Annotated in this window: 14 protein-coding genes; 4 read left to right on the top strand and 10 right to left on the bottom strand. The window is 37.4% G+C overall.

Going from position 1 to position 16529, the window contains the following annotated elements; translation table 11 throughout:
* From ADICYQ_RS03385 to ADICYQ_RS03375, 3 genes are all read right to left on the bottom strand, one after another.
* Positions 1-1237, bottom strand: a 1237-nt coding sequence (locus ADICYQ_RS03385; RefSeq protein ID WP_040414308.1) for an APC family permease, incomplete at its 3' end; no start/stop codon positions are given.
* A 206-nt stretch (positions 1238-1443) separates the two neighbouring features.
* Positions 1444-2067: a hypothetical protein gene (locus tag ADICYQ_RS03380; RefSeq protein ID WP_040414307.1), complete on the bottom strand. Its 624-nt coding sequence runs from the start codon at positions 2065-2067 to the stop codon at positions 1444-1446.
* Positions 2068-2155: 88 nt separating this feature from the next.
* On the bottom strand, positions 2156-2734 hold the full coding sequence (locus ADICYQ_RS03375) for a Crp/Fnr family transcriptional regulator (RefSeq protein ID WP_020892236.1): 579 nt from the start codon (positions 2732-2734) through the stop codon (positions 2156-2158).
* Between the two features lie 265 nt (positions 2735-2999).
* On the opposite strand from ADICYQ_RS03375, the gene ADICYQ_RS03370 reads away from it, so the two are divergent.
* Complete coding sequence (locus ADICYQ_RS03370) at positions 3000-3305, top strand: ArsR/SmtB family transcription factor (RefSeq protein ID WP_020892235.1); 306 nt, start codon at positions 3000-3002, stop codon at positions 3303-3305.
* Between the two features lie 159 nt (positions 3306-3464).
* Positions 3465-4517, top strand: coding sequence for a permease (locus ADICYQ_RS03365; RefSeq protein WP_020892234.1), 1053 nt, complete (start codon positions 3465-3467; stop codon positions 4515-4517).
* Positions 4518-4750: 233 nt separating this feature from the next.
* Here the strand turns inward: ADICYQ_RS03365 and ADICYQ_RS03360 are convergent, their stop codons facing one another.
* The gene (locus ADICYQ_RS03360; RefSeq protein WP_020892233.1) at positions 4751-5917 is read right to left on the bottom strand and encodes an SGNH/GDSL hydrolase family protein; all 1167 of its coding nucleotides are present in this window, start codon (positions 5915-5917) and stop codon (positions 4751-4753) included.
* A 589-nt stretch (positions 5918-6506) separates the two neighbouring features.
* Here ADICYQ_RS03360 and rapA point away from each other — a divergent pair.
* Together rapA and ADICYQ_RS03350 are read left to right on the top strand one after the other, a co-directional pair.
* Positions 6507-9341, top strand: coding sequence for an RNA polymerase-associated protein RapA (rapA, locus tag ADICYQ_RS03355; protein ID WP_020892232.1), 2835 nt, complete (start codon positions 6507-6509; stop codon positions 9339-9341).
* A 53-nt stretch (positions 9342-9394) separates the two neighbouring features.
* Positions 9395-10399 (top strand): DHH family phosphoesterase, encoded by a 1005-nt coding sequence (locus ADICYQ_RS03350; RefSeq protein ID WP_020892231.1) that lies wholly within the window; start codon positions 9395-9397, stop codon positions 10397-10399.
* 358 nt (positions 10400-10757) lie between these two features.
* Here the strand turns inward: ADICYQ_RS03350 and ADICYQ_RS28135 are convergent, their stop codons facing one another.
* From ADICYQ_RS28135 to ADICYQ_RS03330, 6 genes are all read right to left on the bottom strand, one after another.
* A complete protein-coding gene (locus tag ADICYQ_RS28135) occupies positions 10758-11138 on the bottom strand; it encodes a sodium:calcium antiporter (RefSeq protein WP_020892230.1) in 381 nt (126 codons plus the stop codon).
* Positions 11138-11659, bottom strand: coding sequence for a sodium:calcium antiporter (locus tag ADICYQ_RS28130; RefSeq protein WP_020892229.1), 522 nt, complete (start codon positions 11657-11659; stop codon positions 11138-11140). The genes ADICYQ_RS28135 and ADICYQ_RS28130 overlap by 1 nt, the downstream gene beginning before the upstream one ends.
* Positions 11660-12166: 507 nt before the next feature.
* Positions 12167-13546, bottom strand: a complete 1380-nt coding sequence (locus ADICYQ_RS03340; protein WP_020892228.1) for an FAD-containing oxidoreductase — start codon at positions 13544-13546, stop codon at positions 12167-12169.
* 38 nt (positions 13547-13584) lie between these two features.
* The gene (locus tag ADICYQ_RS27560) at positions 13585-13728 is read right to left on the bottom strand and encodes a hypothetical protein (protein WP_170235666.1); all 144 of its coding nucleotides are present in this window, start codon (positions 13726-13728) and stop codon (positions 13585-13587) included.
* An 8-nt stretch (positions 13729-13736) separates the two neighbouring features.
* Positions 13737-14597, bottom strand: a complete 861-nt coding sequence (locus ADICYQ_RS03335; RefSeq protein WP_020892227.1) for a sulfite exporter TauE/SafE family protein — start codon at positions 14595-14597, stop codon at positions 13737-13739.
* Positions 14598-14965: 368 nt separating this feature from the next.
* Positions 14966-16384, bottom strand: coding sequence for a short-chain fatty acid transporter (locus ADICYQ_RS03330; protein ID WP_200861876.1), 1419 nt, complete (start codon positions 16382-16384; stop codon positions 14966-14968).
* Positions 16385-16529 lie beyond the last annotated feature (145 nt).

Below are 16529 nucleotides of genomic sequence, written 5' to 3'. Positions count from 1 at the left end.
TTATAGCACCAAGAAAAGTAATGATACTGACATAAAAAGTGCTTTTCTGCGTATCCCACTGGTATTTCATTAGTGCGGCAAATACAACCAAAAGGACCGTTAAGTTGATAATAATAAGCACTTTATTTCCTCCATACTCTTTCTGTAATTTAAGATGAGAAATTAGAACAAATATGTAAATAACCGTAAAAATTGTACTGGTAATGGAGGCAATTGCCTCTAAATTAAAGAATAAGGCAAATACAAGACCTAAGCCTGCTGTGATGTACAAACCTTCAGTAGATTTAAACCAAACCTTTCGCTCGAAAAAATCCGGTAGTTCTCCGTCTTTTGCTAATGAATAAGCAATGTTTGCACCACCAAAAATAGTTGCGTTAAGAGCAGATGATAGGGAAAACAATGCCCCTATTGTAATTAGAATAAAGCCGAAATCCCCTAGAAATGGTTTAGCTGCAATGGCCAAAGCATTTTCCTGTGCTTTAATAATTTCTGTTAGGGGAAGATTTCCAATGGTAACAAGGGATATCAAAATATAGAAAACCATCACAAATAAAATACTTATAAAAATGGCCAATGGAATGTTCTTTTTAGGGTCTTTTATATTTTCAGAGGTGTTGGTAATAAGTCCAAAACCCATATAAGAAAGGAAGAAGATTACAGAAGCATTAAGTAGCCCACTTGTGTGAGCTGCATCGATATTCGGTCTGGCCATGGCCCAATCAATAGTCATAAAGCCTCCCAAAATAAACACCAGTAAAATCGTTAATTTTATGAAGACAATATAAAATTCAACTTTTCCCACTGCCTTGCTACCGAAGAAATTCAATGCGGTGAAAAATGCAATAACAAGCACTTCAACAAATCCAATGGCCCATGTAGTGGATTCCATGTTTAAAAAAGGAAGTAGGTATCCAGCAAAACCTTTCACAAAAAGGGATATGGAAATGACATAGGATAGCCACATAAGTATGCTTAAAGCACCTGTCACCACACCATCTCCGAGTCCTTTTAATATGAATGCAATTGGTCCTGCATTTGAAATAATCTTTCCTCCTAATGTAGCATAGGAATAAGCCACCACCAATGCATAAATGCCTGAGAGAATAAATGCCTCTGGTAAATTTTTCCCCGCAATTTCAGCCCCTAAACCAAAAATTGAAAAAATACTGGCACCTATCATTGTGCCCACAGCCATTGAAATTACTTCAATTAAACTGAGTTTTTTGGTTTTTTTCATGGTTTATCTTTTTAAGCTATAAAGCTTTGGTTTTGATGAATTGGCTCTTTCATATCTCTATAATAGCGTATGAAAGTAATTTGAGATATTGGTCTTAACTCTGGTATCTTAGGGGGCTGCAAAGTATTAAAATTTGCACTATTTCTTCCATGATCAAATAGAATTGTATCTGAATGGAAGAAATAAATGCAATTTGGTAATCCATTTTAAAAGTTATAACCAAAATGAAGTCCTGGTTCACCGATCTGAAATTTCGACCATTTGTCATCCAGTTCTTTAAATGAATCTGGCATTTTGGTATGATAAGGCCGGTGAGTGACTGCTATGGACGGTTCTATGAAGAATTTGTCATTGAATAATTTAAAATGGTATCCAATTCGGTAGGTATTGAAAATTTGAAAACCATTTTTTATTTTCTTGTTCTCTTCATCTTTGAAAGTTTGGAGGGCATTCATTACATGTATGCCCGTATACAAACCCTTCCACCAAAAATGTTGATAGGCCAGCGCAATTCCAAATTCCCTTACGTAACCTGGAAACTTTTCTTCTGGTGCTTCAAAAGAATCACCGTAAGGAATGCCGAGTGACCAGGCATATTTCCAGGTTTTCAACTCCAAGGACAATGCATTTTTAGGGCCTAATCGGTAGCCCAGGTTCAACTGGGCAAAGTCAGGAGAATTATCATCAGGAATCAAATTGCTCAATACAAAGAAAGTGCTACCAATGAAGAACTTGCTGTGGGTAGTGTCATTTTTTGCATACTGTGCTTTGAGTTGCAAAGGGCTTACAAATAGTACAGCCATAACAATTACTAAGATCCATTTTTGCATATTTTTAAATTTTTAGGTTAAAAGATATTGCAAAGTTGCATGGACAGGCACCTAAAAAACGTTCACTTAAGGTAAGAAATGAAAAGTTTTATTTATTTGTCTTAAGGAGCCTCGCTTTTAGCCTGCTTAATGATTGGGGGGTAATTCCTAAAAAACTTGCCAATTGATGTTGTGGAATTCTTTGAATCAAATCAGGTCTAGTGGCCAATAAGTTTTCATATCGCTTGGAAGGTGATGAATTCTTAAAATCGTCAAGGGAGGATTGACTTTTTACGAGTAAATCTTCTGAGACAATGCGACATAAGGTTTCAAACCTCGGGAATTTAGCAAAAACTTCCTCATCCAAATCGGAAGTAGAAGCGGATATTATTGAATCTTCTATGCATGAAAGATAATAAGTTGATGGCTTATTATTGGTTACACATTCAGGCACTTCACCTTGGAGTTCTGTATAGAAATTTGTCGTTTTTTCTTCTCCATCAATGATGTAAAATTTCCTGATACAACCTTTGAGGACAAAATATCCTAGGTTGGATTTTTCTCCTTCCTTTAAAAGTAGGGTTCCTTTTTTCACCTCTCTGAAAAGATCCAAGTCAAGGATGACCTTTTTTTCGTCATCAGTCAATGGCATGTATTTAGAGATATAGTCAAAAAGTAATTGGTGCATGCGTTGTTCTTAATATGATTTTGGTGAAGAGGTACCAGAGAATTAGGCCGAACCGATTGCAGTTTACCTCTGATTTTTATGCTACTAATTTACTAGCTTTTCCTTAATCTTGGTTTTTTTCTTTTTTAAATTTTGGATTTTTAATGGGAAGAACTATGTTTGCATAACATATGCAAAATATCGCATATGTTTAAATCGTTCTTGATCTAATTATGTCAGACATAGACTAGCTTAATTTTAAGGTCAATCCTAAATTTTCAGAAAAATGAAACCTACCATACAAAACAGTATTGTTCTTTTTAAAGCCTTATCTGAAATCACCCGACTTAAAATAATCTGGTTGTTAATCAATATAGATTCCAAAATCTGTGTGTCTGAAATCATTGAAGTTTTAAACCAACCTCAATACAATGTTTCCAAACACCTTAGAATCCTGAGAAAAGCCGGTTTACTTGAAGAAAGTAAGGAGGGGAAATGGGTTTATTATTACATTAAAGAAACGGACAGTGAGTTCATTCTTCACCTGAAAAAAGCAATCAGTATCATTTCTGAAAAAAGACATGGTTGTTGAAATAGACCGTTGCAAAAAGAAACTTTTAGCGAGAGAAAAATAAATTAAACCTTCTATTTATAGGTTTAAGTGGACCTACTATGTTTTGTCATATGCGTAATAGTGCATATGTTATTCTTGTAAAATCGTATGTGTTTTGAAATTAAATATAAATAATTGATGATGAGTGAAAATTTAAAATTGGCATTGGACGAGTTTATACATGTTGGTGTAGCCTTGTTCTTTATTATTGCATTTGTTTCTATCCTTACAGGCTTTGTAAGGGCGTATATTCCGCAAGACAGGTTGCAGAGAAGGTTGAGTAAAACGGGTAAGTTTAGTGGGCTTATGGGTGCACTGTTAGGGATTCCTACACCATTCTGCAGTGCTTCAATGGTACCAGTTTCTATGGGGATGCTTGAAATGGGAGCGCCTTTGTCCATGGTTTTTTCATTTTTGTTGTCAGCACCATTGGCAAATTTTGTTGTTGTGGCTTTTGTTTTTGCAGTTTTTGGACTTAAGGTAGCAGTGGTTTATTTTCTAATTGTGTTTATTGGTGCGGTTATTTTTGGAACGCTAGTTGGTAATTCTTTTCTGGTCAATCATGTGAAAATCATAGGTTCCAAGCCAAAGTCAAATGATTGCTCTGATAAGAAATCAAACATTGAAAGTTGTGATAGTTCTCCTTGTAATGGAGGTCAGGCAGTAAGCCTATCTAAAACTACTGACTGTTCTAGTGCAATTCCATCACAAGGTACTTGTGGGGAAGCTCAAGTATCGTCCTGTTCGGCTACCCCAAATGATAAATTCCTGAATATTAAAAATGATAAAGTACGAGAGGCGCTTGTTTTTGCTTGGTCACTTTTTAAACGAATAATGCCTTACGTACTTATAGGAGCAGTGATTAGTGCTATATCTGTTGTTTTTGTCCCCGATACCTTTGTTGAAAAATATTTAGGGAACGATAATCCAATGGCAATATTCTTGGCGGCAGTTGTAGGAGTGCCACTCTATCTTCGCATAGAAATGGCCATTCCCTTATTGAATGTGTTGATAGGAAAAGGTATGAGCATGGGGGCTGCTATGGCATTGTTAATCGGTGGTACCGGAGCAAGCTTACCAGAAATTGCCATTGTTTCGTCTATGCTAAAACCCAAAGCTGTAATTGCTTTTGTGGCTTCTATAGTATCAATTGCCATTATTGGAGGTTTTATCTTCTATTATTTATTTTAATAGGGATAAAAGCCGATTATTAGTGAGGTTCAGTAATTGATTTAGGTTGAAATTAGGTCGTATTGTAGCTGTTAATTGGTAGTAATATGACGAAGATTAATGGAGATGATTGCTTAATCCATTGAATATTTATCAAAACTCCTTTGGAAGGTATAAGTCCATTGCTATTTAACCCATGAATAAGCTTTCTTAGCTTATTCATGGGTTTTGTACCCATCGATGACCTCAATATTTTAAAAGGTCATGGCTTCAAAAGCTTGCGCATACAACCAATGGCCAAAGTCATTAGGGTGATTGATATTATTGCCTAACAGTGAGGATTGGTCTTTTCTTTCTAGTACTTTCATCCAGGTACTATATACATCCACATAAGCACAATTGGCTTCTAATGCTGCTTCTTTTGCCGCATCTGCAAAAAGCTCCATGGAATTTGTCCCATAATGCCATTCATTGTTGGGTGGAAAGGTAGAGTAAATAATTACTTCAGCATTCTTTTTATCCCTAATCATTCCAACCAGCTTTATAAGGTTTTGCTTGTACTGTTCAGGACTGTTACTTCCAATATTGTGATCGTTCATGCCCCATCCCAATAATACAAGGTCAGGAGAAGTTTTCCCTATATAAGTGCTCCACCATTTAATTCCTTGAGAGGAGGTATAACCTGATATGGAAGTGTCTTCAATTTTCAGGTTTGATTTAGGGAATTTACTTTTTAAGAAATCTCCATATAAATATTGAAACCTTAATTCAGTAGAAGATGCCTCACCGCCAGCAGTAATGCTATTGCCGTAAGAAACGATAGTAACAGGAGTGCCCTCCTCTAGTTTTTTTCGGAAATTCGATAAGTATTTACTTTGGTCATTTGGCTGGGCAAAACTTGCACCGTTTTTGGTTACATAGTCAACCCATACAAAAAATGAATGGTTAGAGTAATCTGGGAATTTCCTATGATCAAAGTCTTTTAGTCCATAAAGAACATGGGTAGCATAATCAGGAATACTAGAGTCTTCAGTTCTTCTGATTTCTCCTGTATTGTAGTCAACCGTATAGTCAACACCTTCTTCATAAACCTTGCTCTCTTCGTTAAATCTTTGGTAAGTACTGCGAACGATTACGCTATTTGAAACCAAGGAATCAAATGACAATTTCCCCGGCTTCGTACCAGCAAGGACAAGGCTTTCCCCTTGAATATCCATGGTTATACCTTTGGTAGGAGTAGCAACTGTATTCTTATCTGTGGTTTTGTAAAGGGTGTTAATTTCGGCCCCTTCTGCACCTGCCGGTCCGTATAGATTGTAGGAGAGGGATTCATATCCAATTTTATTTACAAAATATACCGCAGCTATTATGAATAGGAGATTTAACAAAAGTGAAATTGGAAATAATATTTTACTTTTCATTGTCTTTAAATTACCTCGGATAAACGTTTTGAATTACAGCCATTGCTAAATCAAAACTATAAAAAAGATAGCCAGTTGCTATTGACCTTGTTTTCTAAGTCGGATTTAACATTTTAAGCTATGAAAAAAAACAAAACAAACATTGAAAATGCCTCTTAAAAGTTCTGTGCTTTACATTGCCATTCAAATGGCAGCCACGAACGGTATGCATTTTCGGTAAAAGCCAAATTTCCCGTGCTATTTAGGCTCGAAAGATTTTACTTTAATGATGATGGCTTGTCCTTATTGGATTTTTTAGTCTAAAGAATCTGCTTTTGGTTTTAATACAATTGAATAAAAACCATTCAGCACTCTGGTCTTCAAATTTCTTAAAATACTGCCATTTACCTTTTTTGGTAATGCGCTTCAGTAACTAATTCAGGATTAAACAAAGGATAAATATTTAGCATAAAAGCTAACTTGATCTGTAGCCATCAAGAAATAAAAACCATCAGTTCTTGGCGAGGGGGCTAAAAATTGAAGAACTTGCATTTTTTTTAGGAAATGCCTTTTTGGGTGGTTAATAGTATAGGGTAAATTAATTGAGAATATGGCGGATTTCTATCCAGATCAAAGATGGGCAAGTGAAGGTGAGCCTGAGTTGGGTGTAGGTATAATTGTTGAAGCAAATAAAAATCGTGTCAAGGTGCATTTTCCGGCAGCTGAAGAAACGCGACAATATGCTTTAGCCAATGCACCATTACGAAGAGTTGTCTTTAAGCCGGGTGATACGGTTGTGGATACCAATAAAAGCTCATTTGTTATTGAGCGGGTACAGGACAATGGAGCGTTAATTGTCTATATAGGGAAACATGGAACCTTGTCAGAAGCTGATTTGGGGGATGTAAGCGTTTCGCATGGGGTTAACGATCGACTTCTGATCGGGGATGTTGAGACACCTGATGTATTTGCATTAAGGCGCAATACCTTGGCCTATGATCATATGCGTAGAATTTCGCCCATTAATGGATTTGTTGGTGGACGGATTGATCTAATTCCACATCAGCTGTATATCGCTCATGAGGTGAGTTCTCGTTATGCACCCCGTGTATTGCTATCAGATCAGGTAGGACTTGGTAAAACCATAGAAGCATGTTTGATCATGCATCGTTTGTTATTGAGTGGGCAAGTGTCCCGTATATTAATATTGGTTCCTGATTCATTAATTCATCAGTGGTTTGTTGAAATGCTTAGGCGTTTTAATTTATGGTTCCACATTTTTGATGAAGAGAGATGTGCTTCCCTGGACGAAAGTGCGCCTGAAGGAAATCCTTTCTTAGATGATCAATTGATCATTTGCAGTACCACATTCCTCTCGGGTTCTAAGAAGAGAGCGCAACAAGCGATTACTGCAGATTGGGACATGCTAGTGGTGGATGAAGCGCATCATTTAGCCTGGTCCTTGGAAAAGGTAAGCCCGGAATATGCGATTGTTGAAATGTTGAGTAAAGTGGCGAAAGGTTTATTGCTATTGACAGCAACGCCAGAGCAATTGGGCGTAGAAAGTCATTTTGCACGACTGAGATTATTGGACCCAGAACGGTATGCTGACTACGGTGAATTCATTAAAGAATCCCAAGACCATTCAGCCATTGCCAATATTGTTGAAGCTTTGTCTTTAGGAAAAGCATTAAAGGTCAAAGACAAAAAATTATTGGTTAAGATATTTGGAGAACAAAGGATTGCCAAGCTTGAAGAAAAAGGAGCTATAGGTAAGAATCAATTGATTGAAGATTTATTGGACCAGCATGGTCCAGGTCGAGTGGTGTTTAGGAATACACGTGCTGCAATGAGTGGCTTTCCGAAACGAAAAGCACACTTAATTCCTTTAAGCGTAGAAGACAATAATGAGGAATGGTTAAAACGCTTGGCCAAAGAATACGCTATTGACAAAGAGCCACAAGTCGAAGCACCTTTAAAGCAACAGTTTTGGTTTTCGAAAGACCCACGAGTAAGTTGGTTGGTTGGCTTAATGGATCAACTGAATCCAGAAAAAGTCGTATTGATCTGTAGAAGTAAAGCCAAAGTATTGGCTTTAGAAAAGGCTTTGCAAAAGCTTAGCAGTGCAAAAGTAGGGGTGTTTCATGAAGACCTCACTATTGTGCAGCGGGATAGAAATGCCGCTTGGTTTGCTGAGTCAGATGGAGCACAAATTTTATTGTGCTCTGAAATAGGGAGTGAAGGCCGAAACTTTCAATTTGCGCATCATTTGGTGTTATTTGATTTACCCGTGCATCCTGAGTTATTGGAGCAACGGATAGGTCGTTTAGATCGCATAGGGCAGACGGAGGCCATTCAGATCCATGTCCCTTACTTGAAAGGTAGCCCGCAAGAGGTTTTGGTTCGTTGGTTTCACGAAGGCTTAAATGCTTTTGAAGAAAACATAGAAGGAGGAAATCAGATAGGGCAATTGTTTAGAGATCGCTTGATGGATACAGCATTGGCCGTTTCTACCGGAACTTCTGCTTCCAATTTAGAATCTTTAATTACCGATACTGCAGCCTATCAAAAAGAGTTAAAAGAAACATTGGCCAAAGGACGCGACAGGTTGCTCGAAATGAATTCGTTCAGACCAATGGTTGCCGATAAATTGGTGGAAGCGATAAAGGCTGCAGATCAGGACTTGGGACTTGAGATTTACATGACCAAAGTATTTGAACACTTTGGTATTGAAATGGAGGATTTAGCACCAAGGACCTATTTGCTACATCCGTCAAGAGCAAATGTGGCTGCATTTCCATCAATTCCTGATCAAGGAATATCCGTAACCTTTGACCGAAAACGTGCCTTAAGTAGAGAAGATGTAAGCTTCATTAGTTGGGATCATCCAATGGTGACTGGGGCTATCGATATGGTACTTAGTTTAGGTACTGGGGCAGCTAGTTTTGGTGTGTTGAGAGGCACAGAGGACACGGGCATTTTATTAGAAGTGATATTTGTGCTTGAAACAGCAGGCAAGCAAGGGGTTTTTGTCGACCGCTTTTTGCCCAATACTCCAATTCGTGTGGTGGTTGACCATGCTAGTGAAGAGGTAACTGAGGACTATCCTGCAGACTTGTTCTACAAGCAATTGATCCCTGGAAAAGTAAACGACATAATCGAAAACGAGATGTTCGTTGATGAAATACTTCCAGAGATGATTAAAACGGCTGTAGAGATAGCTGAACAATTGAAAAAGAAGGAAATTGAGATTGGTCTTAGTGCTATGAACCAAACATTGGATCATGAAATTGGACGTTTGGCTTCATTGTATAAACGAAACAAGTCAATTCGACCCGATGAAATTCGCACTGCATTGGAACATAAAAATGAGCTGACTATCCTGATAGAGGATGCCCGAATTCGAATGGATTCCCTTCAATTGATTCGAGAAGGAGATAGGTAGCTAGTTGATTTTACTGATAATATTGATGTTAAAATAAAAATAATAGTAGTAGAATGAATGTATACGAACAAATAGTAGCTGAAATTAAAGCAGCCTCAAACATAATAATCACCTCACATAAATCTCCGGATGGCGATTCAGTTGGAAGCTCATTGGGCTTGCTACATTTCATTGAAAAGCTTGGTAAAACGGCTACTGTTTGTCATCCAGATCCAGCACCTGGTTTTCTGTATTGGTTAGATACTTCTGATTTTCTATTAATGACAGATCAGGCAGAAGCCGTAGCTTCCGCTTTTGAGGCCGCGGACCTGGTGTTCTGTTTGGACTACAATGGGACAAATCGTGTTGGGTATGATATGCAGGCCTTGTTAGAGGCGGTGACATGTAAAACAATAATGATTGATCATCATCTAAACCCAGAAGATTTCCCAACAATTACAGTGTCTGAAACTACTGCTTCATCCACGTCAGAGTTGATTGTCGAGTTAATAGAACAATCTGGAAATGGTGCTTTACTTGACCCAAAAATTGGCACACCTTTGTACTTGGGAATATTGACGGATACAGGTAGTTTTCGGTTTCCATCCACCCGGCCACGAACACATGAGATACTGGCAAAATTGTTGACCGCAGGAGTAGCACATCATTTGGTTCATGAAATGTTGAGTGACAACAACACAGCGAGTCGTTTGCGTTTGCAAGGCTATGCAATGTGTGAGAAGTTGGAGATTTTGGAAGACTATATGGTGGCTGTTATTTCCCTTTCGAAAGAAGAATTGGCGAAATACAATTACCAAAAAGGGGATACTGATAGCTTAGCCAATCAGGCCTTGTCTATAAAGGGAATGAAGGCGGCAATTGTGTTCACTGAGAGAGATGGTATCATGAAGATATCTTTCCGTTCAAAAGGGGAGGAGAATCCCGTGAATGTGATGGCAGCAGAGAATTTTAATGGAGGTGGTCATGCAAATGCTTCAGGAGGCATGAGTGAATTACCAGTCGCTGAGACCTTAGCAAAAATAAAGGATTTGGTACCAAAGTACTTTTCGCTTAAATAATCATTTTTTCGGATTTATTTAGCGAAGACCATTACAAACAGTATTTCTTCATTTAGAATGCAAAGTGTCACCTTGAATAATTATTTTTCAAGGTGTATTTTTTCACTTCAGTTTTAATTTTGATGTGATTTTCTCCTTAGATCCAGATTCTAAGACCTCTGTAAAAGTAAGGTAGGGTAACTTACTCTGGTGGGGTTTTTCTCATTTTCGAGAGATGAACTCCTATTCGATTGGTTTTGGGTGGATTACATTGCCTACTAGCTTGTCTATTGCTTATTTAGGTTTAAACTTCGAAGTGCTGGTTTGATTTACAATTCTTTTGATATTAAATAGGTAGTATAAATCAAATAAAAACCAATTAATAGTAAGGCTTCCCACCTGTCGAGTTTTTTCCTTTTCCTGTAAACATGGCGATTATTAGGAAAACAGTTCCTCCAATCAATATAGCAAAATCTTGATTGAAAATTTGATTATATGCGACAGGATTTATCAATGAACTAATCCCAAGAATAAGAAGAATGTTAAATATGTTTGAGCCAATAACGTTGCCAATTGCAATGTCACTGTTCTTTTTAAGGGCAGCTACTATGGATGTAATTAATTCTGGAAGTGATGTACCAGCAGCAATTATAGTTAATCCGATTATTTTTTGACTAATCCCTAAATCCATGGCAATGCCTATACTATTATCAACCACAAGTTTCCCTCCAATAATAAGTCCACTAAAACCAAATAGCATTAAACTCCAAATCTTACTATTTGATTTTTGAATATAGGTAATGGCTTCAATTTTTCCGTTTTCATTTGTTTAAAAATATAGTACAGAAAAAACACAAAAGATAGGAGTAAAACAAATCCGTCAAGTCTTGATATTTCAGCGTTTTGATTGATGAAAAAATCATTTGCAAGTCCAAATAAAACAATAGTTATTATTAGGGAAATAGGGATCTCTCTCCAAGCGGTTGAGGATTGGACGGTTATTGGATAAATTAAGCCAGCTATTCCCAATATGATGAATAAATTAAAATTATTGCTGCCAATAACGTTTGCCAAAACGATATCTGAAAGCCCTTCCAATGAAGCCACTGAATTTACAACTAATTCAGGTGCGGAGGTTCCAAACGCAACGATGGTTAAACCAATAACCAAATCAGGAATATGGTGCTTTTTAGCCAAGGCCGATGCACCATCAACAAGCCAATTGGCGCCAAAAATTAGTCCTAAAAACCCAACTACTATTAAAAGTAAGGAAATAGCCATATCATTCAATATTTATCTTTATTGCTTTTAGTAAAAGATTTTGTTAGGAATCGTGATTTTAAATTTACTTTTGATTTCTTAATCTTTTGGATCAAATATAGTTCAAACAATTGGCCATTTGTATTGAATTCTTTGTTTAGACATAAATATATTTTCTGTATTTAGGAAAGTTTTGGTCACCCAATTGTTTTATGCCATATTATCAAAAAAGGCCAGAATACAATAAGGTTAATCAGTCTTAAAATCAGTTAGTTAGGTTAGGATACCCCTTTGCCAATACTTTTATATTGTCTAGGCAGGTATGGCATTTTCCTCGAAACTCTTTCTAATATTTGGTTTTCAGTCACAAGTTGATCCAAAATTTCCGGGATTTATAATTACTTGAAAATTGCTGTATAAACGGTAAGATACCTGAACTACGAAGCACTTCTACAACTGAGGTGTCGTAGAAGATGCTAAGTGAGGGTGGAAAATTTCCCTAAACGCTAAAATAGTTTGCAAATCTTTTCATTTAGAAACTTTGACCAGGGATTCTAGCATGGTTGGAATCAACTCTGAAATTGTGGGATGGGGAACTACAGAATCTCTAATTGTTTGGTAAGGCGCATCGGCGTACATAATATTTAGCAAACTGGTTATAATTTCATCCCCACCTGTGCCTAACACGCATGCACCCAAAATTTTATCTGTATCGGCATCTATAAGCGCACTCATAAAACCATTGGTTTCTCCTTTTTCTTTTGCCCTGGAAATGCGACTCATTTCTCTTTTTGCTTCCAATACATTATAGCCTTTTTCTATGGCCTCTTTTTTTGTTAATCCAACGCGCCCCATAGGTGGATCTACAAAAAGGTTATAGGTGGTAATTCGGTCACTTACTTTTCGTTTCTTTCCATCAAACATGTTTTCGGCTACAATTTCATAGTCATTGTATGCCGTATGGGTAAAGGCCCCTTTGCCATTGCAATCCCCTAAAGCGTAAATGCCCGGAACATTGGTTTTTAAAAAATCATCCACTTCTATAAAACCCCTTTTGTCAGTTTTGACACCTGTAGCATCTAAATTGAGTGTGTCCGTATTGGCCTTTCTGCCAACGGCCATTAAAATGTGCGTTCCTTTAATAGTAGGAGGGCCGTCCATTTTACAGTCAACTTGAACAGAAATATTCCCTTCAGGTTCATTTTTGGCGGTGATACATTCTGCTTGTAAGCGAAAATCTATTCCTTCGTCTTGTAAAAATTTGAGGATGGCCGCACTCGTTTCCGGATCTTCTCTTCCAATGATGGTGTCTTGCATTTCTACAATCGTCACCTGGCTTCCAAATCTTTTAAACATTTGCCCAAATTCCAATCCAATATAGCTACCACCTACAATGATTAAATGTGCAGGAATTTCTTCTAATTCCAGAATAGAGGTACTTGTTAAGTACGGAACATCATCATAGCCATTGGGTACAAATGGCCGACCTCCAACATTAATAAAAATTTGGTCTGCTGTTATTTCTTCCTTGCCGACTTTCACTTGTTTTTGTCCAGTAAAATGAGCTTCACCTTTAAAATAGGTGATGTTTTCATTCTTTTCAATTCCAGTTGCAATGCCACTTACTGATTTTTGAATGAGTGCATCTTTCCGTGCTTTTATTTTTTTCAGATCAGCATAAGTTCCTTCAGGGATTACGATGCCCAAGTCTTCTCCATGTTGTGCATCCCACATTCTTCTCGCACTGGCAACGTAGGTTTTGGTAGGTGTGCACCCTACGTTCAGGCAGGTGCCTCCTAAATGTTCTTTTTCTATAAAGGCCACTTTTTTGCCTTGGGAAGCCATTTTAAATACCAGGGGTGTACCTGCCTGGCCGGAGCCGATGATTATTGCGTCAAACTTTTTCATTGGATATATTTTTATGATTTTTAACTAAAAACTAGTTGTTATTTTGTTGAATTAAAAAACAGAGCAGCGATTATTAAAAATCCAACTCCCGTAAGTGCAGGAGGTAGCATACTTGCGATAATACCTATAATAATCATGCCTAAGGCCAGGATTACCAATAGAAGTAAGAGAATGTTTTTCATAATATTAATTATTGGGTTATTGTATAAAGCATAAAAACACCGATGGCAATAAATGCTATCGAGATGGCGACTTTCATTTTATCCTCAGGAATGATTTTCTGCAGTTTGGGCCCAATTTGACCGCCAATGATCACACCTGGAATTGTGAAAACAATAATATTAAGCACCTCATTCATTACTTCGTTTGGTTCCAATGCAAAGGCATAAAAATGACCTATCGAAGCCACAAGCACTGTTATAACCACCACGAATACAGAAGTGGCTACGGCAACGGGTGTGGGCACTTTGCACCTGGCTACTAAATGGTATTCTTGAAGCTCCGCCAAGCCCACAGAAATCATCCCTACAAAAGCTCCTCCCAACGCAGCAAAGCCTTTGCCCATACTGCGATTACAAACGGTGTAGCGGTAAACTTTGCCAGAGCTGTCCGTCAACTCGCTTTCAAAATTTTGGGCAAATTCCACCTTGTTTAAAGCTTCGTTTTTTTCTCTTTCTTCCTTGCGCCATGCAGCAAACAATTGATAGCCAATAAAAAGAAGACCCACAGCAAATATTGTTTTTAGAACGATAGCAGGAACTATGTCAGCATAATAACTCCCAACAATTGCGGCTGGAACAGAATAAATTAAGAGCGCTTTTGCTAGCTTAAAGTCAATTAATTTGGCTTTGTAATAGGCCACCAAACCACTTCCGAACCCAAAAAGTTCTGTTGCTAAGGCAGAACCAATGGCAATATTTGGCTCTAATTTTAAGGCGAGCATAAACAATGGTGAGAAAAAAACCGCTCCACCAATCCCACTGCTCATGGCAATGGACGCTATTAAAATTGAAATGGGAAGTAGGTACCAGAATTCAAAAGTTAGTTCCATAAATTATGTTGAATTTTAAAGCTATAGGCTGCACCAAAAAGAAAAATTCCCTCAACAGCGTATTATTAATTAATTCAAACCAGAAAAACCTAATTTACACCCTATGGGATGTGGGGATTAGGGCTTTTTAGGTAGGAGATTTTAACTACTACTAACAGACGCAAAAAATGGAAAAACCTGACAAGAATTGCAGATTATTATGTTTTTAGAATTTCATTTAACTCATTTATAGCTTCATTTAACTTTAAAAGTAGTTTTTGAATGTGATTTTATAAATAGGAAAAAAAGGAGGGAGTAAAAATATTGTAGCCACCCTAGTAAAACCAATCAGAACAATGTTGACAAAAGCTCCAACTAAGTAGGTTTCATTATTCCTGTTTACAATCTGACCTAAAGTGGCCAATAGACAACCAATAAAGACTGCAATAAAAAAATACAAGGAATGGAATAACCAGGTACCCCATCACATCTCTGGCTTGAATTTTGACTCCAGTCCCCATAATGGGTAAGATGATCAATAAATAGAACGGCTGTAACAAATTGCTTAAACTTTCGCCATAAGCCACTGACAAGGATGCTCTGGAAATCATGGCCGTTATTTCATTCTCAGGCAAACCTGTGCCAAGTTCTTTGATGGCATTAATTATACTCGGCCCAATGACAGCAAATTCCCCTCCTGCAGATGGAATGGCAAAATTGACAATTGCGCCAGTTAAATAGGCATAAAAAGGATAGGAGTCTAAGGTTGCAACTTCAGCCATTAATTGCCCTAGTTGATCCCCCAAACCTGTATACATCATGATTCCCATAATGCCTGCATAAAAGGGATATTGAAATAGAATTCCTGAGACATTACTACTGGAACGTTTCATGGCAATGACATAGCGGGAAGGGGTTTGGTGCAAAGCCATGCCTACAATTAAGAAAATGAAAATCATGATATTAAAATTCAAATCAAAACCTCTGGTACTGAAATGAAATACAATATAGGTAAGCCCCATAATTACAATGATCATTTGAAGGATGATGCTATTGTTCAATTTATCAGATAAGGCGTTAAAAGGCAATTTCAATTCTTTAGCCTCTTCTTGAATTGTCTTTGGCTCAGAAATGCCATTAGAAAGTGTCAAATCACTCAATTCTTTATTTTTAAATTGTTTTGGCCGCAATAGGAACATTAGCAATGAGCCACCAATCACTATTAAGCCCATCATTGCAATATTTAGTGAGGATTGTAAAGTATAGCTGGTTGGTATCACAGCAGATAAGAGACCAGTTTCAATCAAAAAATTGTTTTCAGAATTGAGGAGTAAAGGGATTGAGCTGGAAAAGCCTAAAACCCAACTGTTAAATGAAAAGTAAGCGCATGCAATTAAGAAAGGATAATTGATTCCCTTCACTCGCAAAGCTAACTCTCTGGCCAAAACACAGGTGATTACCACCCATCCAAAGCTTATCATGGACAAAAGCATACCTATAAAAACCACTAGAAAATAGACTTGCGCTGGCGTTTTAATATAAGTAGAGAGGGTGCCTATTCCACGTTTCACTAGGGGAGACAAGGCAATGCTAAAGCCTGTGATGACGATTAACACAATTTGCATGGAAAACCCCAATAAGTCAAAAAAGCCCGTATACCAGGATTTTATTATTTCCATTGGACTTGCTCCTAACCAGGCAATTGCACTAATTCCTGTGATTAAGGTTAAAATAATTGCGAAGACAAATGAATTAGGTAGGTATTTGAGAAATATTTGGGTGAATTTTTCTCCTAATTTTTCAAACATGATGTGGTTTCTTAGTAATGCCCATGATTTTGGCTTAAAGCCGTGGATCGGAGAGAATTGGGTTTGGGTTTATTGTAAGTCGAATGTTGAATATAGGATAAAAAGTTGATCGTTACAATGGGTAAAAAGTAGAAGATGGCCATCT

The sequence above is a fragment of the Cyclobacterium qasimii M12-11B genome (genome assembly GCF_000427295.1).
GTDB classification, from domain to species: Bacteria; Bacteroidota; Bacteroidia; order Cytophagales; family Cyclobacteriaceae; genus Cyclobacterium; species Cyclobacterium qasimii.
The sequence above is the reverse complement of the archived record's forward strand: the minus strand, read 5'-3'. Positions and strand labels throughout refer to the sequence as shown.

Bases quoted from the DNA above. Each gene is read 5' to 3' on its own strand.
- ADICYQ_RS03380 (WP_040414307.1), bottom strand. From the start codon at position 2,067: ATGCAAAAATGGATCTTAGTAATTGTTATGGCTGTACTATTTGTAAGC.
- ADICYQ_RS03375 (WP_020892236.1), bottom strand. From the start codon at position 2,734: ATGCACCAATTACTTTTTGACTATATCTCTAAATACATGCCATTGACT.
- ADICYQ_RS03370 (WP_020892235.1), top strand. From the start codon at position 3,000: ATGAAACCTACCATACAAAACAGTATTGTTCTTTTTAAAGCCTTATCT.
- ADICYQ_RS03365 (WP_020892234.1), top strand. From the start codon at position 3,465: ATGATGAGTGAAAATTTAAAATTGGCATTGGACGAGTTTATACATGTT.
- ADICYQ_RS03360 (WP_020892233.1), bottom strand. From the start codon at position 5,917: ATGAAAAGTAAAATATTATTTCCAATTTCACTTTTGTTAAATCTCCTA.
- rapA (WP_020892232.1), top strand. From the start codon at position 6,507: ATGGCGGATTTCTATCCAGATCAAAGATGGGCAAGTGAAGGTGAGCCT.
- ADICYQ_RS03350 (WP_020892231.1), top strand. From the start codon at position 9,395: ATGAATGTATACGAACAAATAGTAGCTGAAATTAAAGCAGCCTCAAAC.
- ADICYQ_RS28135 (WP_020892230.1), bottom strand. From the start codon at position 11,138: ATGCTATTTGGTTTTAGTGGACTTATTATTGGAGGGAAACTTGTGGTT.
- ADICYQ_RS28130 (WP_020892229.1), bottom strand. From the start codon at position 11,659: ATGGCTATTTCCTTACTTTTAATAGTAGTTGGGTTTTTAGGACTAATT.
- ADICYQ_RS03340 (WP_020892228.1), bottom strand. From the start codon at position 13,546: ATGAAAAAGTTTGACGCAATAATCATCGGCTCCGGCCAGGCAGGTACA.
- ADICYQ_RS27560 (WP_170235666.1), bottom strand. From the start codon at position 13,728: ATGAAAAACATTCTCTTACTTCTATTGGTAATCCTGGCCTTAGGCATG.
- ADICYQ_RS03335 (WP_020892227.1), bottom strand. From the start codon at position 14,597: ATGGAACTAACTTTTGAATTCTGGTACCTACTTCCCATTTCAATTTTA.
- ADICYQ_RS03330 (WP_200861876.1), bottom strand. From the start codon at position 16,384: ATGTTTGAAAAATTAGGAGAAAAATTCACCCAAATATTTCTCAAATAC.